16 protein-coding genes and 1 pseudogene are annotated in these 23,484 nt (G+C 72.7%); 8 read left to right on the top strand and 9 right to left on the bottom strand.

Going from position 1 to position 23,484, the window contains the following annotated elements; translation table 11 throughout:
• Nucleotides 1-519 precede the first annotated feature (519 nt).
• Nucleotides 520-1,308 (bottom strand): rhomboid family intramembrane serine protease, encoded by a 789-nt coding sequence (locus BLV01_RS13900; protein WP_091800517.1) that lies wholly within the window; start codon nt 1,306-1,308, stop codon nt 520-522.
• Nucleotides 1,309-1,434: 126 nt separating this feature from the next.
• On the opposite strand from BLV01_RS13900, the gene BLV01_RS13895 reads away from it, so the two are divergent.
• Nucleotides 1,435-2,604, top strand: a complete 1,170-nt coding sequence (locus BLV01_RS13895; RefSeq protein WP_091800513.1) for a class I SAM-dependent rRNA methyltransferase — start codon at nt 1,435-1,437, stop codon at nt 2,602-2,604.
• A 45-nt stretch (nt 2,605-2,649) separates the two neighbouring features.
• On the opposite strand, the gene BLV01_RS13890 is transcribed toward BLV01_RS13895, so the two are convergent.
• On the bottom strand, nt 2,650-2,973 hold the full coding sequence (locus BLV01_RS13890; protein WP_091800510.1) for a hypothetical protein: 324 nt from the start codon (nt 2,971-2,973) through the stop codon (nt 2,650-2,652).
• A gap of 312 nt (nt 2,974-3,285) precedes the next feature.
• Between BLV01_RS13890 and rmuC the strand changes: the two genes are divergently transcribed.
• Nucleotides 3,286-4,845 (top strand): DNA recombination protein RmuC, encoded by a 1,560-nt coding sequence (gene rmuC, locus BLV01_RS13885; protein ID WP_091800507.1) that lies wholly within the window; start codon nt 3,286-3,288, stop codon nt 4,843-4,845.
• Nucleotides 4,846-5,050: 205 nt separating this feature from the next.
• Here the strand turns inward: rmuC and BLV01_RS13880 are convergent, their stop codons facing one another.
• The 6 genes from BLV01_RS13880 to BLV01_RS13855 all read right to left on the bottom strand — a co-directional run bounded on the left by BLV01_RS13880 (nt 5,051) and on the right by BLV01_RS13855 (nt 9,644).
• Nucleotides 5,051-6,262, bottom strand: a complete 1,212-nt coding sequence (locus tag BLV01_RS13880; protein WP_091800504.1) for an MlaA family lipoprotein — start codon at nt 6,260-6,262, stop codon at nt 5,051-5,053.
• Between the two features lie 109 nt (nt 6,263-6,371).
• A complete protein-coding gene (locus BLV01_RS13875) occupies nt 6,372-6,659 on the bottom strand; it encodes an STAS domain-containing protein (protein WP_091800501.1) in 288 nt (95 codons plus the stop codon).
• Entirely contained in the window at nt 6,656-7,318 is a 663-nt protein-coding gene (locus BLV01_RS13870; RefSeq protein WP_091800498.1) for an MlaC/ttg2D family ABC transporter substrate-binding protein, read from the bottom strand. Before BLV01_RS13870 ends, BLV01_RS13875 begins: the two co-directional genes overlap by 4 nt.
• On the bottom strand, nt 7,315-7,887 hold the full coding sequence (gene mlaD, locus BLV01_RS13865; RefSeq protein ID WP_091800495.1) for an outer membrane lipid asymmetry maintenance protein MlaD: 573 nt from the start codon (nt 7,885-7,887) through the stop codon (nt 7,315-7,317). Before mlaD ends, BLV01_RS13870 begins: the two co-directional genes overlap by 4 nt.
• Nucleotides 7,888-8,103: 216 nt before the next feature.
• Nucleotides 8,104-8,853: an MlaE family lipid ABC transporter permease subunit gene (locus BLV01_RS13860; protein WP_091800493.1), complete on the bottom strand. Its 750-nt coding sequence runs from the start codon at nt 8,851-8,853 to the stop codon at nt 8,104-8,106.
• A complete protein-coding gene (locus BLV01_RS13855; RefSeq protein ID WP_091800490.1) occupies nt 8,853-9,644 on the bottom strand; it encodes an ABC transporter ATP-binding protein in 792 nt (263 codons plus the stop codon). Before BLV01_RS13855 ends, BLV01_RS13860 begins: the two co-directional genes overlap by 1 nt.
• A 441-nt stretch (nt 9,645-10,085) precedes the next feature.
• On the opposite strand from BLV01_RS13855, the gene recC reads away from it, so the two are divergent.
• From recC to recD, 3 genes are read left to right on the top strand one after another with little or no spacing between them, the layout of a single operon-like run.
• On the top strand, nt 10,086-13,454 hold the full coding sequence (gene recC / locus BLV01_RS13850) for an exodeoxyribonuclease V subunit gamma (protein ID WP_091800486.1): 3,369 nt from the start codon (nt 10,086-10,088) through the stop codon (nt 13,452-13,454).
• The gene (recB, locus tag BLV01_RS13845; RefSeq protein WP_091800483.1) at nt 13,451-17,056 is read left to right on the top strand and encodes an exodeoxyribonuclease V subunit beta; all 3,606 of its coding nucleotides are present in this window, start codon (nt 13,451-13,453) and stop codon (nt 17,054-17,056) included. The genes recC and recB overlap by 4 nt, the downstream gene beginning before the upstream one ends.
• Complete coding sequence (gene recD, locus BLV01_RS13840) at nt 17,053-18,930, top strand: exodeoxyribonuclease V subunit alpha (protein ID WP_091800480.1); 1,878 nt, start codon at nt 17,053-17,055, stop codon at nt 18,928-18,930. Before recB ends, recD begins: the two co-directional genes overlap by 4 nt.
• Nucleotides 18,931-19,454: 524 nt before the next feature.
• Here the strand turns inward: recD and BLV01_RS13835 are convergent.
• Nucleotides 19,455-20,363, bottom strand: a pseudogene (locus BLV01_RS13835) (LysR substrate-binding domain-containing protein); the annotation flags it as partial.
• A gap of 500 nt (nt 20,364-20,863) precedes the next feature.
• Here BLV01_RS13835 and BLV01_RS13830 point away from each other — a divergent pair.
• Genes BLV01_RS13830 through BLV01_RS13820 form a run of 3 tightly spaced genes read left to right on the top strand, consistent with a single transcriptional unit; the run spans nt 20,864 to nt 23,333 of the window.
• The gene (locus BLV01_RS13830) at nt 20,864-21,145 is read left to right on the top strand and encodes a DUF2798 domain-containing protein (protein ID WP_091800474.1); all 282 of its coding nucleotides are present in this window, start codon (nt 20,864-20,866) and stop codon (nt 21,143-21,145) included.
• Nucleotides 21,142-22,116 carry an SDR family NAD(P)-dependent oxidoreductase gene (locus BLV01_RS13825; RefSeq protein ID WP_091800471.1) on the top strand — a complete coding sequence of 325 codons (975 nt, stop codon included), beginning with the start codon at nt 21,142-21,144 and terminating at the stop codon, nt 22,114-22,116. The genes BLV01_RS13830 and BLV01_RS13825 overlap by 4 nt, the downstream gene beginning before the upstream one ends.
• A complete protein-coding gene (locus BLV01_RS13820; RefSeq protein ID WP_091800468.1) occupies nt 22,113-23,333 on the top strand; it encodes an efflux RND transporter periplasmic adaptor subunit in 1,221 nt (406 codons plus the stop codon). The genes BLV01_RS13825 and BLV01_RS13820 overlap by 4 nt, the downstream gene beginning before the upstream one ends.
• Nucleotides 23,334-23,484: the final 151 nt, after the last annotated feature.

Below are 23,484 nucleotides of genomic sequence, written 5' to 3'. Positions count from 1 at the left end.
AGCCGCGACCGCGACAATGCAACTACGACGAAACTTTCATCGCATCTGCGATGGCGCGGTCGCGGCTCGCGCCGCTCCTACAGGGGGCGTGCCGCGGTGGGTTCGGCTTTTGTGTGTTCGTGCGTGCGATGACAAGCAAAGATCCAAAGCTTCCGTCCGCAAGCGGCCGGGTCACTTTCTTTGTCCAAAGCAACAAAGAAAGTAACCAAAGAAAGTGCTTTTCCCTGTTTCGAATCAAGAGCCACTAGGTCCAGCACCGTTCGCGGGGCCGCGCCATAAGGGGCATCCTGCCCCATGGCGCGCGCGCGCATCCATGCGCGCGCCCTCCGGGGCTGCGGGCATGTTCTACGCGTGGAGTGGCGTCCGGGCGAACAGCAACGGCAACGGCAAAAGCGATTCCGGCTTTCGCCGGAATGACGGTGGGATGAGCCGCGTAGCTGCGTCGCCGCGGTCGCGGCACACGCCGCGCCTACCGCAGCCGGCTGCTGCCGGGTCGAGCGCCGCCGATCGCGGCGGGGGTCATTGCGCCCCGGGCGGCGGCTCGCGCGGCGGGAATTGCAGCACCACGCCGCTGTGCACATCGCGCGGCTCCGGCCGGTTCCACAGCACCGGCACGTTGCGCGGGCTCGGCGGTTCCAGTTCGTCGTTGAGCGGCACCAGCTCGGCGTCTTCCTCGTCTTCCCAGCTGTAGCGCTTGCGCGGCGGCAGCGGGTCGCGCCGGCGGAAGGCGAAGGCGGAGGCCACGCCGGCCACGGCGCCGCCCAGGTGGGCCTGCCAGGACACGCCGGCTTCGCGCGGCAGCACCGTCAGCAACATGCCGCCGTAGAGCAGGAAGGCGATCATCGCCGCGGCGATCGAGGGCCGGTCGCGGCGCAGCAGGCCCAGGGTCATGACCAGGAACATCAGGCCGTGGGTCAGGCCGCTGGCGCCCAGGTGATGGCTGCCGGGCTCGCCCAGGAACCACGCGCCCAGGCCCGAGCCCAGCCACACCACCGGCAGCGCGCGCAGCGTCGCTTTGGGATAGACCGCGCCGGCCAGGGTGCCCAACAGCAGCAGCGAGGTCGCGTTCGCGGCCAGGTGCTCGATCGAGCCGTGCAGCAGCGGCGCGGTGAGGACGCCCAGCAGGCCCTCGACGGTCCACGGCTCGATCGTGAACGGGCGGATGTCGAAGCTGCCCTGGGCGGCGAACACCGCCGCCAGCGCCAGCACGAAGGCCAGGCTGGCGTTGAGGGCCCGGGTCAGCCGCGCGCGGTCGGTCTTGCGCTGCGCCGGGGTGTCGGGGATCGGGGCGTCGGTGGGCAGGTGCATGGGAACCAGATTGGCACCGGCGGCGGGCAAAACAAGCCGGCCGCGGTGGGCTTCATTGTCCCGCCGGCGGGATTGGGCCGGCGTTCGCATTCCGGCCCGGGGTGCCGCGCCCGGTAGAATGGCGCGATGACTACCGAACTCCCCACCGTACGCCTCAAGAACGCCTGGAAATCCACCCACCCCTGGATCTTCCAGCGCCTGGTCGACAAGCCCGCCCAGCGCCCCAAGCCCGGCAGCATCGTCGAGGTGGTCGGCGTGGACGGCGAGTGGATCGGCCGCGGCTTCTACAACGGCCACTCGCGCATCGCCCTGCGCATGCTCGAAAACGATCCGGACGTGGCGGTCGATGCGGACTGGTTCGCGCGCAAGATCGCCGCGGCGGTGTCGCTGCGCCGCGACGTGCTCCGGCTCGACGAGGTCAGCGACGCCTGGCGCGTGGTCCACAGCGAGGGCGACGGCATCAGCGGCCTGGTCGTGGACCGCTACGGCGACCTGCTGGTGGTCGAGTACTTCAGCGCCGGCGCGTTCCGCCACCGCGAGTGGATCTACGACGCGCTGCGCGCGCAGTTCCCGGGCTGCCGCTTCTACGCCTTCGCCGACGAACACGTGCAGAAGCAGGAAAGCTTCGACTTCCGCGGCACCGAGGCGGTGCCGCCGGCGACCATCACCGAATACGGCATCAAGTTCCGCGCCGACCCGGCCGGCGCGCACAAGACCGGTTTCTTCGCCGACCAGCGCGAGAACCGCGAATGGCTGTCGCAGCAGGTCGCCGGCAAGCGCGTGCTCGACCTGTGCTGCAACACCGGCGGTTTCGGCGTCTACGCCAAGGTGCGCGGCGCCGAGGAAGTGATCGGCGTGGACATCGACGCCGACGTGATCGGCATCGCCAAGGGCAACGCCAAGCTCAACGGCGCCCACGTCAAGTTCGTCCAGGCCGACATCTTTCCGTACCTGCGCGACATGGGCAACGCCGGCGAGCGCTTCGATGTGGTCATCCTCGACCCGGCCAAGATGACCCGCGACCGCGAGCAGGTCATCCCGGCGCTGAAGAAGTACCTGGACATGAACAAGCTGGCGCTCGGCGTGGTCAAGCCCGGCGGCCTGTTCGCGACGTTCTCGTGCACCGGCCTGGTCAGCGAGGACCAGTTCCTCGACATGCTGCGCCGCGCCGCGTTCTACGCCGGCCGCACCGTGCAGGTGCTGCGCGTGGCCGGCGCCGGCGCCGACCACCCGTGGCTGGCGCAGGTGCCGGAGTCGCGCTACCTCAAGGCGGTGTTCTGCCGCGTGCTGGACTGAGGCGCGCCGCGGCGGGTGCGCCCGCGCCGCGGCGACCGTGCGGTTTCAATCGCGCCACCACAGGACCGCCGGCGGGTCTTCCGGCCGCGCCTGCTCCAGCCGCTGCAGCGCGTCCACGTCCAGGCCCGGCAGGCGCGCGCTGAGCGCGCGGGTCACGTCCTGGTAGCCGGGCCAGTCGGTGCGCAGTTCCAGGCGTTCGCCGCTGGCGGTGCCCAGTTCGAGGTAGATCAGGCGGCGGTCGGCGGCGTCGATCGCGTAGCCGTCGATGCCGTCGATGTCGCGCCAGCGGATGCCGTGCACGCGGCCGGCGCCGTCGTCGCGCCAGACGCCGCGCGGGTCGGCGTACAGTCGGGGGTCTCGCGGGTCCATGAGCGGGCCTTCCTTGTGCGGAACGGGCCTGCGGCGACCCGGCGGCTGCGGCCAAGATTGGCACAGGCGCGGGCGGCAATGCCGTTCCGTATGGAGTATCGAATGCGGATCGTGCTGATTATTTGTGACCGAATTCGCAGTCGATGCGACGCTGCGCGACCCCGGCCCCGGTCTCAGGGCCTGAGACTCACCCGTTTAGACTGGCCCTTAGACTAGGCGCCCCGCTGGTGCCTGCCGCCACCGCCGCCGCGCGCTGGCCCGGGCACGGACGGCCCGCTCCCCCTTTCCCGCCCGTCCCCGCCCCGAGTCCCGATGTCCCCGACCCTCGCCGCCGCCGCCATCCTCGTCGCCGCCCTGTTCGGGGCCGCGCTGGCCTGGCTGCTGGCCCGCGCCGGCGCCGCGCGCGCGCAGGCGGCCGCGAGCGCCGAGCTGGGCGACCGGCTCAACGCCGCCAACGCCGAGCGCGCCCAGCTGGTCGAGCGCTGCGCGCGCATTCCCGAACTGCAGGCGCGGCTCGACGACCTCGACGCCCAGCGCAGCCAGCTGGTGCGCGACAGCGGTCTGCTGCGCGAGGCGATCGGCCGCAGCGGCGCCGAACTCGACAAGGAACAGCAGGCCCTGCAGCGCCTGCGCCTGGAGTTCGAACAGCTCGAACGCGAACGCGACGCGCTGGCCGGCGACCTCAACCGGCGCACGGTCGAACTCGGCCGCCTGGGCACGCAACTGGAGGCCGAGCGCAACCAGGCGCAGGAGAAGATCGCCCAGCTGCGCGAAGTGCGCGACGAGCTCAGCGCGCAGTTCCGCAACCTCGCCAACGAGATCCTGGAAGAGAAGAGCCGCCGCTTCACCGAGCAGAACCGCAGCCACCTGGGCCAGCTGCTGGACCCTTTGCAGCAGAAGCTGGCCGAGTTCCAGGCGCGGGTCGAGACCGTTTACGACAACGAGACCCGCGACCGCACCGCGCTGGGCGAGCAGGTGCGCCAGCTGATGGCGCTGAACCAGTCGCTCAGCGAGGACGCCAAGAACCTCACCACCGCGCTCAAGGGCTCGAACAAGGCCCAGGGCGCCTGGGGCGAGCTGGTGCTGGAACGGGTGCTGGAATCGGCCGGCCTGCGCAAGGGCGAGGAATACGACGTGCAGGAAAGCCACGGCACCGAGGACGGCGAGCGCCGCCCGGACGTGACCCTGCACCTGCCCGAAGACCGGCACATGATCGTCGACGCCAAGATGTCGCTGGTCGCCTACGAACAGTTCGTCAGCGCCGAGGACGAGGACACCCGCGCGCGCGCGCTCAAGCGCCACATCGAATCGATGCGCCAGCACATGCGCGGCCTGTCGGAGAAGCGCTACCAGGAGCTCTACGGCCTGCGCTCGCTCGACTTCGTGCTGATGTTCGTGCCGGTGGAACCGGCGTTCATGCTTGCGGTGGCCAACGACCGCGGCTTGTTCATGGAAGGCTGGGACCGCAACGTGCTGATGGTGAGCCCGTCGACGCTGCTGTTCGTGCTGCGCACGATCAAGCACCTGTGGCGGCAGGAAGCACAGAGCCGCAACGCGCAGGAGATCGCCAAGCGCGGCGCCCAGCTCTACGACCGCCTGGCCTCGTTCGCCAACGACCTGGAGAAAGTCGGCGAGCGCCTGAGCCAGGCGCGCGACAGCTTCGACGCCGCGCGCGACAAGCTCAGCCGCAACAAGGGCAGCGTGATCCGCCAGGCCGAGATGCTGCGCGACCTCGGGGTCAAGCCGAACAAGGCGTTGCCGGCGAAGCTGGTGGAACTCAGCGACGACCGCGAAGACGAGGCGGCCGCCCCGCCCGACGGCCCGCAACCGATCGAAGGCGCGGCCGGTTTACCCGAACCCGACCCGACCTGACGCTGTCGCGTATCTACCTGTAGGAGCGACGCAAGTCGCGACCGCGGGGCCGCAAGCTTGCGTCGCAAGCGCAGTATCGCGGTCGCGACTTGCGTCGCTCCTGCAGGGAGCAACCGCAACGCCGCCGCCGCGCAAAACAAAACGGCCCGGATTCGCATCCGGGCCGTTCGTCTAACCGTTGTCGCTGCTGCGCGAACCCGCCGCCTCAGCGCACGCCGGCGCCGTCGGTCGGCATCACCGGCATCGCGTTCGCCGGCACGCTCGGGTTGCTGTCGTCCTGCAGGTAATCCGGCAGCGCGGTCTCGCCGTTCTTCTCCAGGCGGTCGCCGAAGATCTGGTAGTCGCGGCGCTGCATCCACGAGTCGCGCACCAGCGCGTATTCGTCCTCGGCGCCTTCGCGCAGGTTGTCCAGCGGCAGCAGCTGGGCGCGGATGTCGACCAGCTGCAGGCCCTGCAGGCCGATGCGGATGCGGTCGCGCTCGATCCGGCGCAGCGGGCTCAGCGGGGCGTCGCCGACCGCGCCGAAGGCGTCGCGCACGGTGCGCGGGCCGAAGAACGGCAATTCGAAGTAACGCGAGCGCTTCCAGCCCCACACGCCCAGGGTCTGGCCGAAGTCCTCGCTGCGGTTGGGCAGCTTGGCCGCGGTGGCCGGGTCGAACAGGCCGCCGATGCCCAGCGTGGTGTTGAGCGCGAACCGGCCCAGCGACTGCGCCGCCTGCTTGGGCTTGCCCTGCAGCAGCGCGTTGACCATCGATACCGGCTGGCCGAGGTTGTTGAAGAAATTGCTGACGCCCAGCCGCACCGGCCGCGGCACCACCTTGGTGTAGGCGCGCGCCAGCGGCTTGGCCACGCCGCGGTCGACCGCGTTGTTGAAGCGGTGCATCTTGCGGTTGTACTTCTCCCACGGGTCGTAGCCGCCGGGCACGTTGGCCGGCGCCGGCAGGGTGGGATCGGCGACCGGGTTGTACTCGCCTTGCGGGTTGCCGTAGAGCGCGTCGAAGTCGCGCTCGGCCTGGGTGCGCGGGTCGTCGGCCGCGGCGGCCGGCTCGGCCGGCGTCGTCGCGCCGGCGGTTGGGTCGACCTGGGCGACGGCGTAGTCCAGCGACAGCGGTGGCGGTGCGTCGGCATCGGCGGCGACCGCGCCGGCCAAGGCGTCGGCCTGGGTCGGGTCGGCGGCGGCGTTGGCCTCAGCCAGGGCGCGGGCCGGGTCGGTCAGCACCGCTGCGCCGGGATCGGCCGTCGGGGCCTGCGGCGTGGCGGCCGGCTCGGCCTGGGCGGCCGCGGCCAGCGCCGCGGTGTCGACGATCAGTGCGGACGGATCGCCCGGCAGGACCGGGGCGGCGTCCTGCGCCGCAGCCGGGACGGTGTGCGCGGCCAGGGCCAAGGCCAGCGCGAGGGGGAGTGCGTGGGGGCGCATGGTTGCAGTCTAGTCTTCCGGGACAGCGGTGGGGGCGGCCAGGCCACGTCCGTGGGCGTCGGCGACCGCAACGATGGGGATGTGCGAGGGCGTTGCGGCGGTGCGGCCCTCAGCGGCCGAAACCGAGCGAATCGTCGAGGCGGTAGGCGGCGCGCAGCTCGGCCAGCCCGGCCGGGTCGCCGACCACGGCCACGCCCGGCGCCTGCGCGGCCAGTTCGGCCAGCAGCGCCAGGCCGGCGCTGTCGACCGACGCCACGCCGGTCAGGTCGAAGCGTCGCGCGCCGGCCGCCAGCGGCCGCGCCTGCGGCCACAACGCGGCCGCCGCGGCGCGGTCGAGGACGCCGGCGAACGCCAGCGTCTCGCCGTCGCGCCGCACGCTGGCCGCGTTGGCGCTCACTTGTTGCCGCTCGCCTGCGCCTGCAGCCTGCCGGCCTTGATGTCGGCGGCGACCTGGGCGATCGACTTCTGGCTCAGCGGCGTATCGAACTGGTTGCGGAAGGTCTGCACGAAGCTGACGCCTTCGACCATCACGTCGAACACCTTCCACTGGTTGCCGGTCTTGCGCAGCAGGTAGTCCACCGGCACCGGCTCGCCGCCCTGGCGCAGGAACTCGCTCGACACCTTGACGATGGCGCCGCCGCGCAGCGGGGTCTCGGACTTGATCCGCACCTGCAGGCGGGTGTTGAAGTCGAGCAGGGCCGAACCGTAGCGCTGCATCAGGCTGCTGGTCAGCGCGTCGGAGAACAGCGCCACGTCGGCGTCGGCCGCGCCGCGGCCGTGGGTGCCCAGCACCAGGCGCGCGGCGTAGTCGCGGTCGAACAGCTGGTTGAACTCGGTGGTGACGAACTGGCTCAGCGCGCCGCGGTTCTTGCTGAACTCGGCGCGGCGCGATTCCAGGGTCGACAGGATGCGGGTGGTGTTGCCCAGCACCATCGCGCTGGGCGAACCGGCGGCCGGCGCAGCGCCCGGCGCAGCGGCGGCCTGGGCCAGGGCCAGGGACGGGACGCCTGCGAGCAGGGCGCAGGCGAGGACGGAGGCGGTCAGGATGCGCTTCATGGCTTGCTCTCGCTGGAGGGGGCGGGTTGCTCGCCCTTGAGGTAATCGGGGGTGCCGGCGTCGGCGGGCTTGGCGGGTTCGGCGCCATTGCTGTTGCCACCGCCTTGTGCGCCACCGCCGCTGAACATGTACTTGCCGACCAGCTGGATCAGGTCGATCGCCGGCTGGGTCAGGTAGATCTGGTCGCCGGGCTTGAGGTTGTCCGGGTCGCCGCCCGGGGCCAGGCCGATGTAGCTCTCGCCGAGCAATCCGCTGGTGAAGATGCCGGCCGAGGTGTCGGCCGAGAGCTTGTTGTAGCGCTTGTCGATGGACAGGGTGACCACCGAAGCGTAGCTCTTCGGGTTCAGCGAGATGTCGGCGACCTGGCCGACGTTGACGCCGCCGATCTTCACCGGCGCGTTCGGACGCAGCGCGCCGATGCTGGTGAATTCGGCGGTGACCTCGTAACTGTCGCGGCCGAAGCCGAACTTGCCGTTGGTGGAGGCGATCGCCAACACCAGCAGCGAGGCCAGGGCGAGCAGCAGGAACGCGCCGACGGCGAATTCGATGCGGGGACTGCGGACGGACATGGGCACCACCTTGGGGATAAAGCCCGCGCGGTTCAACGCGGCTGGGGAAACGGTTTGTCTGTTATCGGACTACAGCGAAAATCGGAAAGCCCCTCTCCCACGGGCGGGAGAGGGGTTGGGGCGAGGGCGCGCGCAGCGCGCAGCCCCGATCACCTTGCGTGCCCTCATCCGCCCCTTCGGGGCACCTTCTCCCGCCAGCGGGAGAAGGGGAAATCGTTACTTGAACAAGAACGCCGACATCACGAAGTTGAACATCAGCACCAGCAGCGAGGCGTTGACCACCGCCTGCGTCGTCGCCACCGAGGTGCCCTCGATGGTCGGCTCGGCGTGGTAGCCCACGTAGGCCGCCACCAGCGCCGCGGTGCCGCCGAACACGGCCGACTTCACGAACGCCATGAGGAAGTCGTCGAAGAAATCCACGCTGTCCTTGAGCACCTGCCAGAAGATGCCGGGCTCCAGGCCGATCACGTGCACCGATTCGAAATAGCTCGCGCTGATCGCCAGGCTGCAGAAGAAGCCGGTCAGCAGCGGCACGCACAGCACCGCCGCCCAGAACCGCGGCGCCACCGCCTTGCCGACCGGGTCGATCGCCATCAGGCCGAGCGCGGTGATCTGGTCGGTCGCGCGCATCAGGCCCAGTTCGGCGGCGATCGAGCTGCCGGCGCGGCCGATGAACAGCAGCGCGGTCAGCACCGGGCCGAGCTCGCGGTACAGGCCCAGGCCGAGCATCGCGCTGACCTGGTTGGCCGCGCCGTAGGTGTCGAGCGCGCGGTAGCCCAGCAAGGTCACCGACAAGCCCACGAACGCGCCGCCAACGGCGATGATCGGCAGCGAACGCGCGCCGATCTTGTAGATCTCGCGCACCAGCTCGCGGAAAAAGTCGGCGGTCGGCCTGGACGCGCGGAACACCGACAGCGAGAACAGGCCGGCGCGGCCGACCGAGCGGACGATATCGAACAACGCCATTACGCGGCCTCCGAGTTGCGCGGTGCGGCGTCGAAGCCGATCGGGCCGTCGGGCTCGCCGCGCAGGAACTGGCGCACCAAGGGGTCGTCGCTGTGTTCCAGCTCGGCCGGGGTGCCGGAGAAGACGATGCCGCCGTTGGCGATGACGATGGCGTGGTCGGCCACCGGCAGGGTTTCGTGGACGTGGTGGGTCACCACGATGCTGGTCAGGCCGAGGGTGTCGTTGAGCCGGCGCACCAGGCTCATGACCACGCCCGAGGCGATCGGGTCCAGGCCGGTCAGCGGTTCGTCGTAGATCATCAGCGGCGGGTCCAGCGCCAGCGCGCGCGCCAGCGCCACGCGCCGGGCCATGCCGCCGGAGAGTTCGCGTGGGTAGGCGTCGGCGGCCGCGCGCAGGCCGACCGCGTGCAGCTTCATCAGCACCAGCCGGCGGATCACCGGGTTGGGCAGCTTGGTGTGCGCGCGCAGCGGCAGGGCCACGTTCTCGGCCGCGGTCAGGTCGGTCAGCAGGCCGTTGCCCTGCAGCAGCACGCCGATGCCCTTGCGCAGTTCCAGCAGCTCGCGCTGGTTCTGCGGCACCGGCTGGCCGAACACTTCGACCGTGCCCGAGGCCGGCGCCAGTTCGCCGGTCAGCGCCGACAGCAGGGTCGACTTGCCGCTGCCGGACGGGCCGAGCACGGCGACGATGCTGCCGCGCGGCACGCTGAGGTTGATTCCGCGCAGCACGCTGCGGCCGCCGCGATCCAGGCGCAGGTCGGTCAGGCGAACGATGGGCGTAGAGGGCGTCGTCATGCGATCGGCAGCTATCCGGTGGAAGCGGGCGTCCGTAGAAGGCGGAAGGCCGGCGCCTGGAAAACGGCGCAGCTTGGCCCAGGCCGCCTGAACGGGGGTGGAGCGTAGGACATTGTCGCAGCTTAGCCCGCGATGGGCGCCGCCGTCGCCGCGCCGGTTATTTGACCGGCGCCGGTTCGCTGCCGGATCGGCGCGCGATCAATGCGCGATCGACGCCGCAAGCCCCCGGCCGCCGCCGCCGCGCGCGCCGCCGGCATTGAAGCGCGCTGCGATTAAAAGCCTTTTAAGGCCCGGCCTTGCCGCCGTGCACGCGCCGCCCGCGAGCCGGCTGCGAGGCGGGCGCCGACGCGGCGAAACGGGGCGAGCGCGCACGCGCCGGCAGGCGCAAACGCCCGATGCGTTGCGCGCGCGCCGCGTCGCGGTGCGGCAAGATGGCGCCCTATGCCGGCGCGTCCCGATTTCCGTCTCTACCATTCCAATGCGCTGGATGTGCTCGCCGGCCTGCTCGCGCAGGAGCTGCGCACGCCGGCGCCCGGGCAGCCGCTGCTGGCGCCGGACACGATCCTGATCCCGCAGGTGGCGATGCGCCGCTGGCTGCAGGCGACCCTGGCGCAGGCGCACGGCATCGCCGCGAACCTGGAATTCCTGACCCCGGGCGAGTTCGTCCAGCGCGCGCTGGACGCCAACGTGGCCGGCGGCGAAGACGACCTCGACGCCGCGGCGCTGCGCTGGCGGCTGTATGCGCACCTGGCCCAGCCGATGCAGTTGCGCGAGCCGGCGCTGGCGCCGCTGCGCGGCTACCTGGACGGCGACGACCCGCTCAAGGCCTGGTCGCTGGCCGGCGAACTGGCCGGCCTGTTCGAGAAATACCAGGCCTGGCGCCGCGACTGGCTGCTGGCCTGGGACGCCGGCCACGAGCGCGGCGACCCGCAGGCCGCGCTGTGGCGCAAGGTCGCCGGCGGCCGCCGCTACCGCGCGCGCCGGATCGACGAATACCTGTACCGCTTCGGCGGCGACGGCGAGCGCGACGAGGCCCCGCGCGGGCTGCCACCGCGGCTGTTCGCGTTCGCCACGCTCAACATCTCGCCCGACGTGCTGCGGGTGATCGCCACCCAGGCCCGGGCCGGCGCCCTGCACTTCTACCTGCCCACGCCCACGCGCAAGTACTGGGGCGACCTGGGCACCCTGGCCGAGCGCCTGCGCCAGGGCGACGCCGCCGCGTTCGGCGAAGACGACAACCCGCTGCTGCAGGCCTGGGGCGCGGCCGGGCGCGATTTCATGGCGGTGCTGGGCGGCTACGAAGTGGTGCACCCCTCCGGCGAGATCGCCGCCTACGCCGACCCGGAAGACAGCCGCTACGACGATCCGGCGCGCGACAGCCTGCTGCAGCGCCTGCAGCGCGACCTGCTGCACCGGCGCGCGCTGCCGACGCAGCCGTGGCGCGCGCAGCTCGACCGCCTCGACGCCAGCGTGCAGATCCACGCCTGCCACACCCGCCTGCGCGAAGTGCAGGTGCTGCACGACCAACTGCAGGGCCTGCTCGATCCGCAGTCCGAGCAAGGCCGCCGCTTCGACCCGCCGCTGCAGCCGCGCGACATCGCCGTGCTGGCGCCCGACATCGATCCCTACGCGCCGCACATCGCCGCGGTGTTCGGCGGCCTGGCCGGGCGCCCGGGCTTCATCCCGTATGCGCTGGCCGACGTCAGCCCGCTCGCCGCCGAGCCGCTGGCCGAGGTGTTCCTGCGCCTGCTGGCGCTGCCGGTGTCGCGCTTCGGACTGAGCGAAATCCTCGACCTGCTGGCGACCCCGGCGATCGCCGAACAGGCCGGCCTCGACGGCGACGGCCTGGAACGGCTGCGGGTGTGGCTCGGCGAAGCCGGCGCGCGCTGGGGCATCGACGCCGCCCACCGCGGCCGCCACGACGCGCCCGGCGACGACGCCTACACCTGGGCGTTCGCGCTCGACCGCCTGCTGATCGGCCACGCCGCGGGCGCCGGCGACGACGAGGACGAGAGCACCCTGGTCGCCGGCGTCGCGCCCTACGCCGAACTCGAAGGCGCCGCGCTCGACGCGCTCGACGCGCTGATCCGGCTGCTGCGGGTGCTGGCGCGGTTCGAACGCGGCCTCGCCGCCGAACTGACCCCGACCCAATGGTCCGAGCGCCTGCTCGGCCTGCTGCGCGCGCTGCTGCCCGAACGCCCGCGCGACAGCGCCGACCAGCGCACGCTCGAACGCCTGCGCTCGCTGGTGGAAGCCTTCGCCGGCGACGCCGCGGCGGCCGGTTTCGACGCCAGCGTCGCGCCGGAAGTGGTGCGCGCGCATTTCCGCGCCGCGCTGGCCGAGGCCGACACGCGCGCGCCGCTGCTCACCGGCGGGGTCAGCTTCGGCCGGATGGTGCCGATGCGGCTGATCCCGTTCCGCGCGATCTGCCTGCTCGGCATGAACGACGGCGACTACCCGCGCCGCGACCCGGCCGGTGGCCTCAACCGCCTCGCCGCGGAGCTGGGCACCGGCGCGCGCCGCCACGGCGACCGCTCGCTGCGCGACGACGACCGCTTCTTGTTCCTGCAGCTGTTCGGCGCGGCGTCCGACGCGTTCTACCTGAGCTACCTGGGCGCCGACCCGCGCGACGGCAGCCAGCGCGAACCCTCGCCGCTGGTGTCGGAACTGCTCGACGCGATCGCCCGCTACCACGAAGATCCGGCCGCCGCGCGCGCGCAGTTCGTGGTGCGCCAACCGCTGCAGCCGTTCGCGCCGGCCGCGTTCGGCGGCGACGCGGGCGAGGCGGCCGAGCCGCGCCGTTTCAGCTACCGCAGCGAGTGGCGGCCGGCGGTGGACGCCGGCGCCGCGCGCCGCGGCGAGCTGGGGCCGTGGCTGCAGGACCCGCTACCGCCGCTGCCGGACGACGGCGGCGAGCGGCGCCTGAACTACCAGGACCTGCGCAGCTTCCTGCGCGATCCGCCGGGCGCGTTCCTGCGCCAGCGTCTGGGCCTGCGCCTGCCCGAGGAGATCGAGACCGCGCAGGACGTCGAGCCGCTGGTGCTGCCGGGCCGCGGCCTGCTGCGCCAGCAACTGCAGCGCGCGGTGTTCGACGAGCTGATCGCCGGCGGCGGCGCGGTCGATCGCGAGCGCCTGCAGGCCGCGCTGCGCGCGCGCGCCTTGCTGCCGTCGGGGCCGCTGGGGCGGCGCCAGCTCGATGCGTTGCTTGGCCAGGTGCGGCCGTACGCCGACGCGTTCGCGCGCTGGCGCGAGGGCGCGGCGCAGACGCGGCCGTTCGAGCTCGAAGTGGACGGCACGCGCCTGCTCGGCAAGCTCGACGAGCTGTACCCCAGCGGTCTGGCGCGGCTGCGCTTCGATACCTTGCACGGCCCCGCGCAGATCGCCCACGGCCTGGACTGGCTGGTGCTGTCGGCGCTCGAGGACGGTCGCCCGCTGGCGCAGTTCGCCCAGGCCAACGACGGCCCCGGCCCGCACCTGCGCCCCGCGCTGCCGCCGCGACAGGCGCGCGCCGCGCTGGCCGCGCTGCTGCGCCTGCGCGACTACGGCCTGCGCCTGCCGCTGCCGTTCCTGCCGCGCGCGGGTTGGCTGTGGTACGAAGCGGCGCTGCAGGACAAGGACGGCTGGGGCAAGGCCGAGGCGCAATGGCACGGCGGCCCGCGCCACTGGGGCGAAGGCGGCCAGCCCGGCGTGCGCCTGGCGCTGCGCGGGCGCGACCCGTTCGCCGATGCCGAACTGGGCGAGGAATTCCGCGCGATCGCCAAGCGCGTGTTTGATGCGGTGGTGTTCGGCCGCGACGAGGACGCGGCATGAGCGCGCCCGAATCCGCCGCCCGCGATCCCTTCCTGGACCTGCCGCTGGACGGCCTGCGCCTGATCGAGGCCAGCGCCGGCACCGGCAAGACCTACACCCTGGCCACGCTGGTGGCGCGGCTGGTGATCGAGCGCGGCCTCGGCGTGAACCGGATCCTGGCGGTGACCTTCACCGACGCGGCCACCCAGGAACTGCGCGAACGCCTGCGCCGGCGCCTGCTGCTGGCCGCGCGCATCGCCGCGGACGACCCGTCGCTGGCCGAGGCCGACGACGATGCCGAGCGCACGCTGACCCGCGCGCTGGTGCGCGCGCAGGGTGAGATCGAAGGCGAGGCGGCGCTGCGCGCGCGGCTGCAGCGCGCCGCGCGCGAGATCGACCTGGCCGCGGTGGTCACCATCCACGGCTTCTGCGCGCGCGTGCTGGCCGAGCACGCGCTGGAAACCGGCCAGCCGTTCGCCGCGCCGGAGCTGATCGGCAGCGAGCGCGAGTTGCTCGACGAGATCGCGGTGGACCTGTGGCGCGCGTTCGGCAACGACGCCGGCGAAGCCGAACTGCTGGCGCTGCAATGGCCGGGCGGGCCGCCGTCGCTGGCCGCCGACCTGGGCGCGTTGCTGCGCACGCCGGTGCTGTTGCCGGCCGCGCCGGCTTCGAGCCAGGACCCGCTGGCCGAACTCGACCGCGCCGGCGCCGCGTTGCGCGACGCGTTCGCGGCGCACGCCGACGAAGCCTTCGCCGCGCTGGCCGCGGCCATCGCCGACAAGGCGCTCAACGGCAACAGCTACCGCGCCCCTCTGCCCGGCGAACTGCGCGCGCAGTTGCAGGCCTGGTGCGCCAACGGCGACTGGACGCAGCCGCTGGACGAACGCGCGGCCAAGCTCGCGCCGTCCGCGCTGGCGTCGAAAGCCAACAAAGGCAAGCAGGCGCAGGTGCCGGCTTCGCCGCTGTTCGACGCGGTCGCGCGCTACCTCGACGCCGCCCAGCAGCGCGAGCAGTGGCTGGCGGGACAGCGGCTCGCATTGGCGCACCGCATCCGCGCGGCGGCGGCGCAACGCCTGGCCGAGCTCAAGCGCGTGCGCCGGGTGCAGAGCTTCGACGATCTCATCGCCGACGTCGCCACCGCGCTGGAAGGGCCGCACGGCCAGGCGCTGGCGCGGCGCCTGCGCGAGCAGTACGCGGTGGCGCTGGTCGACGAGTTCCAGGACACCGATCCGCGCCAGTGGGCGATCTTCCGCCGGGTGTTCGGCGAAGCCGCGGCCGACGGCGCCTCGCTCGACGGCACCGGGCTGTTCCTGATCGGCGACCCCAAGCAGGCCATCTACGGCTTCCGCGGCGGCGACGTGCACACCTACCTGGCCGCCGCCGCACAAGCCGAGGCGGCGCCGCCGCTGGACCACAACTTCCGCTCGCGGCCGTCGCTGCTGCGCGCGATCGCCGCGCTGTACGCGCAGGCCGGCGAGGCGGCTTTCATCGATCCGCGCATCCGCTTCCGCGAGGTCGAGGCCGGCGGCGCGGTCGCCGACGCCGACCTGCAGCGCGACGGCGCCACCGCGCCGGCGCTGGTGCTGCGCGCGTTGCCGCCGCCGGACGACGGCCGCAAGACGCCGGTATGGAGTTCGCCGGAATCGCGTGAACTGGCCGCGCGCGCGTGCGTCGCCGCGATCCATCGCTGGCTCGCCGATGCGCGCGAGGGCCGTGCCACGATCCAGGGCCGGCCGTTGCGCCCGGCCGACATCGCGGTGCTGGTGCGCAGCCACGAAGAGGCCGCGCAGATCCAGCGCGCGCTCGGTGCCGCCGGCATCCCCGCGGTCGCCGCCGGACGCCGCAGCCTGTTCGCGACCGAGCAGGCGATGGAAACTCTGACCCTGTTCGACGCGTTGCTGCATCCCGGCGACAGCGGCCGCCTGCGCGCGGCGCTGGCGACGCCGCTGCTGGGCCTGGACGGCGGCGCGGTCGCTCACGTCGCCGCCGACGAGGCCGAACAGGCGCGCTGGCAGGCGCAGGCGCTGCAGTGGCGCGAACGCTGGCAGCGGCACGGCCCGCTGGCGCTGCTCGCCGACCTGTGCGCGCAGCAGGCGCCGCGGCTGCTGGCGCTGGGCGACGGCGAGCGCAGGCTGACCAACTTGCTGCAACTGGCCGAGACCCTGCAGGAAGCCGACCGCCGCGCGCTCGGCCTGCACGGCCTGCGCGACTGGCTGCGTCTGCGCATCGCCGAGGCCGACGACAGCGACGAGAAGCAGCAGCTGCGGCTGGAATCGGACGCGCACCGGGTCCAGATCCTGACCCTGCACAAGAGCAAGGGCCTGGAGTTCGGCCTGGTGTTCCTGCCGTTCGTGGCGCTGGGCCGCGAACCGCGCAGCGGGCGCTGGTGCGAATACCCCGATCCCGAGCACGGCCGGGTGATGCAGCTGCAAAGCGAAGTATTCGACCCGGACGCGCCGCAGTGGCAGGACGCCAGCGAGCGCGCCGCGCTGGAAGCGCGCGCCGAGGACGCGCGCCTGCTCTACGTCGGCCTGACCCGCGCCCGCCATGCGCTGTGGATCGCGACCGGGCCGCTGTACCACGCCGCGCTGTCGCCGCTGCAGCCGATGCTGGCCGACCCCGCGGCGCTGGCGCGCGAGCCCGGCGTGCGGGTCGATGCCGCCGCGATCGAAACGCCGCCGCGGCCGTTGCCGCCGTCCGCGGCCGGCGCGGTGCCGCCGGCGCGCGAGGCGCGCACGCGCGCCGCGCGCGACTGGTGGGTGTACAGCTTCACCCAGCTGACCAACGAAGACAGCGGCTTCGACCCGGCCGCGCAGGACGAGCGCGGCGCCGAGGACGAGCCGCAGGCCGGGCCCGACGCGGTCGCGGCCGCGCCGTTGCCCGGCGACGCGCGATTCGGCGGCAGCCGCTTCGGCAACGTCGTGCACAACGCGCTCGAACGCGTGGACTTCGCCGCCTGGCGCGACTGGCGCGACGGCGACGCGCCGCCGCCGGGCCAGGACGCGGTGCTGGCTTCGGCCATGCGCAGCGAGGGCTACACCGAAGCCGACATCGGCGACGGCCTGGCGCTGCTGGCCTCGCTGGTCGGCCGCACCCTGGTCGCGCCGCTGCCCGAAGGCGCGCGCCTGTGCGACGTGCCGCTGGCGGCGCGTCGCAGCGAAATGGAATTCCACTTCGCCCTGGACGCCGCGCCGGTGGAGGCGCTGCTGGCGGCGCTGCACGCGCACGGCCAGGTGCGCGAGCGCCGCGGCTTCGGTTCGCGCCGGCGCCTGGAAGGCCTGATGACCGGCAAGATCGACCTGGTGTACGCGCACGACGGCCGCTACTACGTGCTCGACTACAAGACCAACCGCCTGCCCGGCTTCGACGCCGCGCAGGTCGAGCGCGCCATGGCCGAAAGCGAGTACGACCTGCAATCGCTGATCTACACCGTCGCCCTGCACCGCTGGCTGCGCTTCCGCCTCGGCGAGGCCTACGACTACGGGCGCGACTTCGGCGGCGTGCGCTATCTGTTCTGCCGCGGCCTCGACCTCGCCGATGCGAACGCCGGCGTGCATGCGGGCAAGCCGCCGCGCGCGCTGATCGAGGCGATGGACGCGCTGTTCGCCGGAGGCGCGCGATGAGCCTGCTCGACGCCCTGTTCCGCGACGGCGCGCTGCGCACGGTGGACCACGCGCTGGCGCAGGCGCTGCGCCGGCTCGACCGCGACACCCCCGACCTGGTGCTGGCCGGCGCCGCGCTGGCCTCGCAGGCGATCGCGCGCGGCCACGCCGCGTTCGATCCGCGCCAGCCGCAGTCGCTGAGCGAGGCGGCGGTCGAATGGCCGCAACCGCAGGCGTGGCTGGAGGCGCTGGCGCAGTCGCGCTGGGTCGCCGCGCCGGCCGCCGATGCCGCCGCCGACCCTGCCGCGCCGCTGGTGCTGGAGCACGGCCTGCTGTACCTGCGCCGTTACCGCGAATACGAACGCCGCCTCGCCGCCGGCCTGCGCCGGCTGCAGGCGTTCGCGCCGCCGCCGGCCGACCTGGCCGCGCTGGCGCCGCTGTTCGCGCAGTTGTTCCCGCAAGCGCGCGACGACGACCGCCAGGCCCGCGCCGCCGCGCTGGCGTTGCTGCAATCGCTGCTGCTCGCCACCGGCGGGCCCGGCACCGGCAAGACCACCACCATCGCCCGCCTGCTGGTGCTGCTGATCGCGCAGGCGCATCTGGACGGCGTGGCGCCGCCGCGGATCGCGCTGGCCGCGCCGACCGGCCGCGCCGCCGAGCGCATGGCGCAGAGCCTGCACGCAGCGGCCGCGCGCCTGCGCGAACTGCCCGCGTTCGCCGCGCGCGACGGCAGCGCCGACGACGACCGGCGCGACGGCTTCGACGCCGGCCTGCTGGACGCGTTGCCGCAACAGGCCGGCACCCTGCACCGCCTGCTCGGCGTGGTGCCCGACCGTCCGCGTTTCCGCCACGACGCGCGCAATCCGCTGCCGTTCGACATCGTCGTGGTCGACGAAGCCTCGATGGTCGACCTGCCGCTGATGTGCAAGCTGATCGAGGCCGTACCCGACGGCGCGCGCCTGATCCTGCTCGGCGACCGCGACCAGCTGCCTTCGGTGGAAGCCGGCGACGTGCTCGCCGCGATCGTCGATGCCGCCGGCGACGACGACGGCCTGCCCGCCGCGCAGGCGCAGGCGTTGCGGCCGCTGCTCGGCGACGCGGTGCCGGTGCTGCCGGCGCCGACCGCGCTCAGCGCCAACCGCGTGCACCTGCGCCGCGGCTATCGCCAGGCCGACAGTTTGCGGCTGGCGCCGTTGGCCGACGCCGTGCGCGACGGCGACGCCGACACCGCGCTGGCGTTGCTGCGCAGCGGCGAACTGGCCGGCGTGCATTTCCACGAAGACGTGCACGACCCGCTCGCCGGCGGCGGCCGCGACCGCCTGCTGCCCGCCTGGCGCGCGATCGGCGACGCCGCCGACCCCGAACAGGCGCTGGCCCTGGCCGCGCGCCTGCGCCTGCTGACCGCGCTGCGCGACGGCGGCCAGGGCGCGGCCCCGCTCAACGCGCGGATCGAAGAGGCCCTGGCCGGCGCGCATCGTTCCGCGTACTTCCATGGCCGCCTGCTGCTGATCACCGAGAACAGCTACCGCCACGGCCTGTTCAACGGCGATATCGGCGTGTGCTTGCGCGCCGACGGCCGCGACGAGCCCGGCGCCGGCACCGTCGCCTGGTTCGCCGGCGGCAGCCAGGGCGTGCGCGCCTTTCACCCGTCCGCATTGCCCGCGCACAGCGGCGCGTTCGCGATGACCGTGCACAAGTCGCAGGGTTCGGAATTCGAGCGCGTGTGGCTGCAGCTGCCGCGGCAGGACGCGCGGCATCTGTCGCGCGAACTGGTCTACACCGGCATGACCCGCGCGCGCAGCGAACTGCACGTGGCGGCGAGCGAGGCCGTACTGCGCTCGGCGCTGGCGCGGCACGCGGCGCGGGTGTCGGGCTTGGCGTGGCGGTTGGGCTGAGCGCTAAACCCGCGGCCGCTTTGCGTAGGAGCTGCGCAAGCGGCGACCGCGACACCGCGCTTGCGACATACGCTTGATGCGCATCGGGCTTGCCGGCGCGCGAGTTTGCCGGGGTTTCGTCGTGGGTGCGCTGTCGCGGTCGCCGCTTGCGCAGCTCCTACAAGGAGCGGCCGGGGGATTCGTTGGGGCCAAAAAAACCCTGCCGCCTCGACCGCGAGACGACAGGGGATCCACACAACGAAACGGTCCGGCGCCGCGCGCCGTCGCGATCAGGCCAGCGCGGCGTCTTCGTCGCTGGGCGTATCGTCGCGCCGCGCCGGCGCGGCGTCGGGCTTGGCCGCGCCGCGCGCCTTGCCCGGGCGCTTGCCGCCGTCGACCGCTTCGGCGATGGCCTCGATCGCTTCCACCACCGGCACCGCGATCGTGCGGGTGTCGCCGGCTTCCTTGGCCAGGCCGTGCGCCATCGCCGCTTCGGCTTCCTCGGAGGCCTTGCGGAAGCGCTTGGCGTCGGGGCACAGCACCTGCATGTAGTCGGCGTCGAAGTTCAGCCGTTCGACCAGGAAGTCGACGAAGGCGCGGACCTTCGGCGACTGCACCTGGCCGCGCGGGAACACGGCGTTGAATTCGTATTCCGGGCCGGTCCAGCCGGCCAGCACGCGCTGCACGTAGCCCTGCTCGGCGAAGGCCTTGACGGTGACGTCGGCGGCCAGCATCAGCGCTTCGCCGCACAGCAGCGCGCCGCGCAGCGGGCCGGGATCGTTGGCGACCATGACCGGGTCGACCACGTAGTCGACGGTGCGCTCGCCGTCGCTGAGCGGCCACACGTATTCGTTGTTGCTGCGCCGCGACTTGGGCATGGCCAGGGTGCGGTGGTGGCGCAGGTCGTCGGGGTGCAGCGGTTCGCCGTGGCGGGCGAGGTAGTTGGGGCTGGCGTAGATCTGGGTGCGGAACACCGCCAGCTTGCGCGCGATCAGGTTCGAGTCGGGCAGGCTGCCCAGGCGCAGGGCGACGTCGATGCCCTGGTCGATCATGTCGACGGTCTCGTTGCTGAGGTTCATCTCCACCCGCACCTCGGGGTGGCGGGCGTGGAACTCGCCCAGCAGCGGCGCGATCCAGGTGATGCCGACCGAATACGGCGCGGTGATGCGCAGCCAGCCGCGCGGGCCGCCCTGCAGCTGGCCGACCGCGCTCTCGGCCTCGGCCAGTTCGCGGGCGATGCGCTGGCAGTGTTCGTAATAGACGTTGCCGGCCTCGGTCAGGCCGAGCTTGCGCGTGGTGCGGTGCAGGAGCTGCGCGCCCAGGCGCGTTTCCAGTTCCTGCACCTTGCGGCTGACCGTGGTCTTGGGCAGGCGCAACGCCTGCGCGGCGGCGATGAAGCTGCCGCTTTCGACCACTTTGACGAAGATCAGCGTGTCGTTGAGATCGTGAGCCATGGGGGTATGGACTCCTGGTTCGAGGGCCGGAACACAGCGGCGCATACCCGAAGCCGGTAGGCGATTGTGTTCGAACGCGAGGCGGAAGGTGTGTGGATGTGTGTACGTGCAGCGGACAGCGGTGCGCGGCCGGATCGCGCTGCGTCGCGGCGACGCGGGCGGATCGCGGTCTGCCGGCGTGCAGCCGGCCAGTCCCTTGCGGCTTGGCGCCCGCCGGCTCCTGCCGGCGCGGTGTACGTGATGACGGCTGTCACCGGCAGGGATTGATCGCCTCCACTGCCGCCGTCGCCGGCGAACCACGAAAGTGGCGCCGTCGTGCGATGCACGGCCTGGCGGACCCCCTCCCGCGCTATCGGGTTGGGGGCGGGCCATCCGGCCTTCAAGAGGCCTCGGGTCCGGATTGGACCGTTGCCGGGACAATTATTCCCTGAATCCCGGGCTAATCAAGACCCGTTCGCGTCTCTAACCTGTGCCGCACATCGTCACGAGGTCCCCCCGCCATGTTGACCCCACGCCAAGCCAGGTACGCATTCCTGCCACTGATGCTGGTGGCCATGTCCGCCCTGATCGGGCTGGCCGTGGTCGTGTTTCGCCAGGGCCTTGCCCAGGGCGCCGAAGAAGCGTGGATGCTGGCCTGGGTGCTGGCCTTCACCATCGCCCTGCCCGCCGCGATGCTGCTGATGCCGGCGGTCGGCGCCGTGCTCGCGCACTACACCCGGGATGACAAGCATCACGGGATCATCCCGGTTGTGGGAGAGAAAGTCCCAGGAGTGGGACAATGAAAGCCCCTTTGGTTGTACTCGGTGCCACCGGCGGCGTCGGCCGCGGGGTCGTGCAGGCCGCGATCGACAGCGGCCGCCCGGTCATCGCGGTGGCGCGCAGGTCCAGCGAACTCAAGGCGCTCAAGGCCGGCTACCCCCAAGCCGACCTGACCGTGCTGGCCGGTTCGGTCGCCAACGACGCCGCCGGCGCCAAGCTCGCGCGCGCCCTGCGCAAGCTCGGCCGCCCGTTCGCCGGCGTGGTCGCGGCGGTGTGCGGCAGCGCCGAGCGCGGCCGCCTGCTCGACAGTCCGGCGCAGTTCCTGCGGCGCAAGCTCGACGAGGATCTCCTCCCCCACCTCGCCGCTGCCCGCCACCTGCTGCCGTTGCTGGCCGAACGCGACCGCGGCGGCACCTACGTGCTGATCGGCGGTCCCGGCAGCGAGCATCCGTGGGCCGGCTACGGCCACCGCTCGATCGGCGCGGCCGCGCTGCGCATGCTCGCGCGCGTGCTGCACGACGAAGCGCGCCAGCAGGCCGTGCGCGTGCAACTGCTGGCCGTGGACACGCCGGTGTGCACCGAGTTCAACCAACGCCATTCCTGCCCCGAATGGCCCAGTGCGCTGTCGGTCGGCCAGCGCGCGCTGGCGCTGATCGACCACGACGCGGGCGAGGAACCGCCGCGTCCGATCGTGCCCTACGCGGTGCGCGCGCCGGGACCGGCGTTGTTGCCGCCGCGCATCCGCCTCCCCTCTGCGCCCGCCAGCCGCGAACACGCCACGCCCGCCAGCTCCGCTCCGCCCGCTACCAGTCCGCCCCCTACCAGCACGCACACCGTACCCAAGACGGTCCCGCTTCCCGCAGCCGCGATCGCAACCGCGCAAGAACCGGACTGCACGTCCGACGACAAGACCCAACGCTGTCTGCTCGACGCGCGCGCCCTGCTGAAGTCGCTGACCGCACCGAATCCCAAACAGGAACCCACCCCACGATGAGCACCCGTCACTTTTCCGTCCGCTCCGGCAAGCCCGGCGTCGGACTCTCCGTGCTCGCGTTGACCGCGAGCCTCCTCATCGCCCTGGCCGCCGCCGGCTGCGGCAGCCAGGCCGCTCCGCACGAAGGCGGCGCGCCGCCGCCGCCGGAAGTCAGCGTCGCCCAGGTCCTGAGCAAGCAGGTCCGGCAGTGGGACGAGTTCACCGGCCGGGTCAGCGCGCCCGAATCGGTCGAACTGCGCGCGCGGGTCAGCGGCTACGTCGACCGCGTCGCCTACAAGGAAGGCCAGGACGTCAAGAAAGGCGACCTGCTGTTCGTGATCGACCAGCGCCGCTACCGCGCCGAGCTCGCCCGCGCCCAGGCCGAACTGGAACGCGCGCGCGCCGAAGCGCGCCTGGCCCAGACCCAGGACAAGCGCGCCCAGACCCTGGTCGAGGCCAAGGCGATCTCGCGCGAGGAGTTCGAGACCCGCCGCGCCGCCAGCACCGGCGGCGACGCCGCGGTTCGCGCGGCCGAAGCCGCGGTCGCCTCGGCCCAGCTCGACCTGACCTTCACCGAGGTGCGCTCGCCGATCAACGGCCGCGCCGGCCGCGCCCTGATCACCGTCGGCAACCTCGCCTCGGCCGACCAGACCCTGCTGACCACGGTGGTCTCGCAGAACCCGATGTACGTGTACTTCGAGGCCGACGAGCAGACCTACCTGCGCTACAACGAGCTGGCCCGCAAGGGCGAGCGCGCCGGCGACAAGAACCCGGTGCGCATCGGCCTGGCCGGCGAGAACGGCTACCCGCACGCCGGCACCGTCGACTTCACCGACAACCAGCTCGACGCCAACACCGGCACCATCCGCGCCCGCGCCGTGGTCCCCAACGACGAGCGCGTGCTGACTCCGGGCCTGTTCGCGCGCGTGCAGCTGGAAGGCAGCGGCGACTTCAAGGCGATGCTGGTCGACGACAAGGCCGTGCTCACCGACCAGGACCGCAAGTACGTCTACGTGCTCGGCCCGAAGAACGCGGCGGTGCGCAAGGACGTCAAGCTCGGCCGCATGATCGACGGGCTGCGCGTGGTCGAATCCGGGCTGGCGCCGACCGACAAGGTGATCGTCCACGGCGTGCAGAAGGTGTTCTTCCCGGGCATGCCGGTGCAGCCCAAGCCGATCGCCATGGGCGCGCCGGCACCGGCGCCCGCGGCGCCGGGCGCGGCGGCCGGGGCCTTGTGATCCGGACTTAACCGCCACCCCGCGAACCGGCCGGATCTACCTGTCGTCATCCCCGCGAAGGCGGGGATCCAGGGCCTTTCGGGCGAGAACGCTCGAGGTCTCCGGATTCCCGCTTTCGCGGGAATGACCAACCTCCAGCCGGTTCACAAGC

The organism is Lysobacter sp. yr284, assembly GCF_900107375.1.
In the GTDB taxonomy this organism is placed as follows: Bacteria; Pseudomonadota; Gammaproteobacteria; order Xanthomonadales; family Xanthomonadaceae; genus Lysobacter.
The sequence above is the reverse complement of the archived record's forward strand: the minus strand, read 5'-3'. Positions and strand labels throughout refer to the sequence as shown.

What these genes read in the sequence shown, in the direction of transcription:
- BLV01_RS13900 (WP_091800517.1), bottom strand. Translation starts at nt 1,308, where the DNA reads ATGCACCTGCCCACCGACGCCCCGATCCCCGACACCCCGGCGCAGCGC.
- BLV01_RS13895 (WP_091800513.1), top strand. Translation starts at nt 1,435, where the DNA reads ATGACTACCGAACTCCCCACCGTACGCCTCAAGAACGCCTGGAAATCC.
- BLV01_RS13890 (WP_091800510.1), bottom strand. Translation starts at nt 2,973, where the DNA reads ATGGACCCGCGAGACCCCCGACTGTACGCCGACCCGCGCGGCGTCTGG.
- rmuC (WP_091800507.1), top strand. Translation starts at nt 3,286, where the DNA reads ATGTCCCCGACCCTCGCCGCCGCCGCCATCCTCGTCGCCGCCCTGTTC.
- BLV01_RS13880 (WP_091800504.1), bottom strand. Translation starts at nt 6,262, where the DNA reads ATGCGCCCCCACGCACTCCCCCTCGCGCTGGCCTTGGCCCTGGCCGCG.
- BLV01_RS13870 (WP_091800498.1), bottom strand. Translation starts at nt 7,318, where the DNA reads ATGAAGCGCATCCTGACCGCCTCCGTCCTCGCCTGCGCCCTGCTCGCA.
- mlaD (WP_091800495.1), bottom strand. Translation starts at nt 7,887, where the DNA reads ATGTCCGTCCGCAGTCCCCGCATCGAATTCGCCGTCGGCGCGTTCCTG.
- BLV01_RS13860 (WP_091800493.1), bottom strand. Translation starts at nt 8,853, where the DNA reads ATGGCGTTGTTCGATATCGTCCGCTCGGTCGGCCGCGCCGGCCTGTTC.
- BLV01_RS13855 (WP_091800490.1), bottom strand. Translation starts at nt 9,644, where the DNA reads ATGACGACGCCCTCTACGCCCATCGTTCGCCTGACCGACCTGCGCCTG.
- recC (WP_091800486.1), top strand. Translation starts at nt 10,086, where the DNA reads ATGCCGGCGCGTCCCGATTTCCGTCTCTACCATTCCAATGCGCTGGAT.
- recB (WP_091800483.1), top strand. Translation starts at nt 13,451, where the DNA reads ATGAGCGCGCCCGAATCCGCCGCCCGCGATCCCTTCCTGGACCTGCCG.
- recD (WP_091800480.1), top strand. Translation starts at nt 17,053, where the DNA reads ATGAGCCTGCTCGACGCCCTGTTCCGCGACGGCGCGCTGCGCACGGTG.
- BLV01_RS13830 (WP_091800474.1), top strand. Translation starts at nt 20,864, where the DNA reads ATGTTGACCCCACGCCAAGCCAGGTACGCATTCCTGCCACTGATGCTG.
- BLV01_RS13825 (WP_091800471.1), top strand. Translation starts at nt 21,142, where the DNA reads ATGAAAGCCCCTTTGGTTGTACTCGGTGCCACCGGCGGCGTCGGCCGC.
- BLV01_RS13820 (WP_091800468.1), top strand. Translation starts at nt 22,113, where the DNA reads ATGAGCACCCGTCACTTTTCCGTCCGCTCCGGCAAGCCCGGCGTCGGA.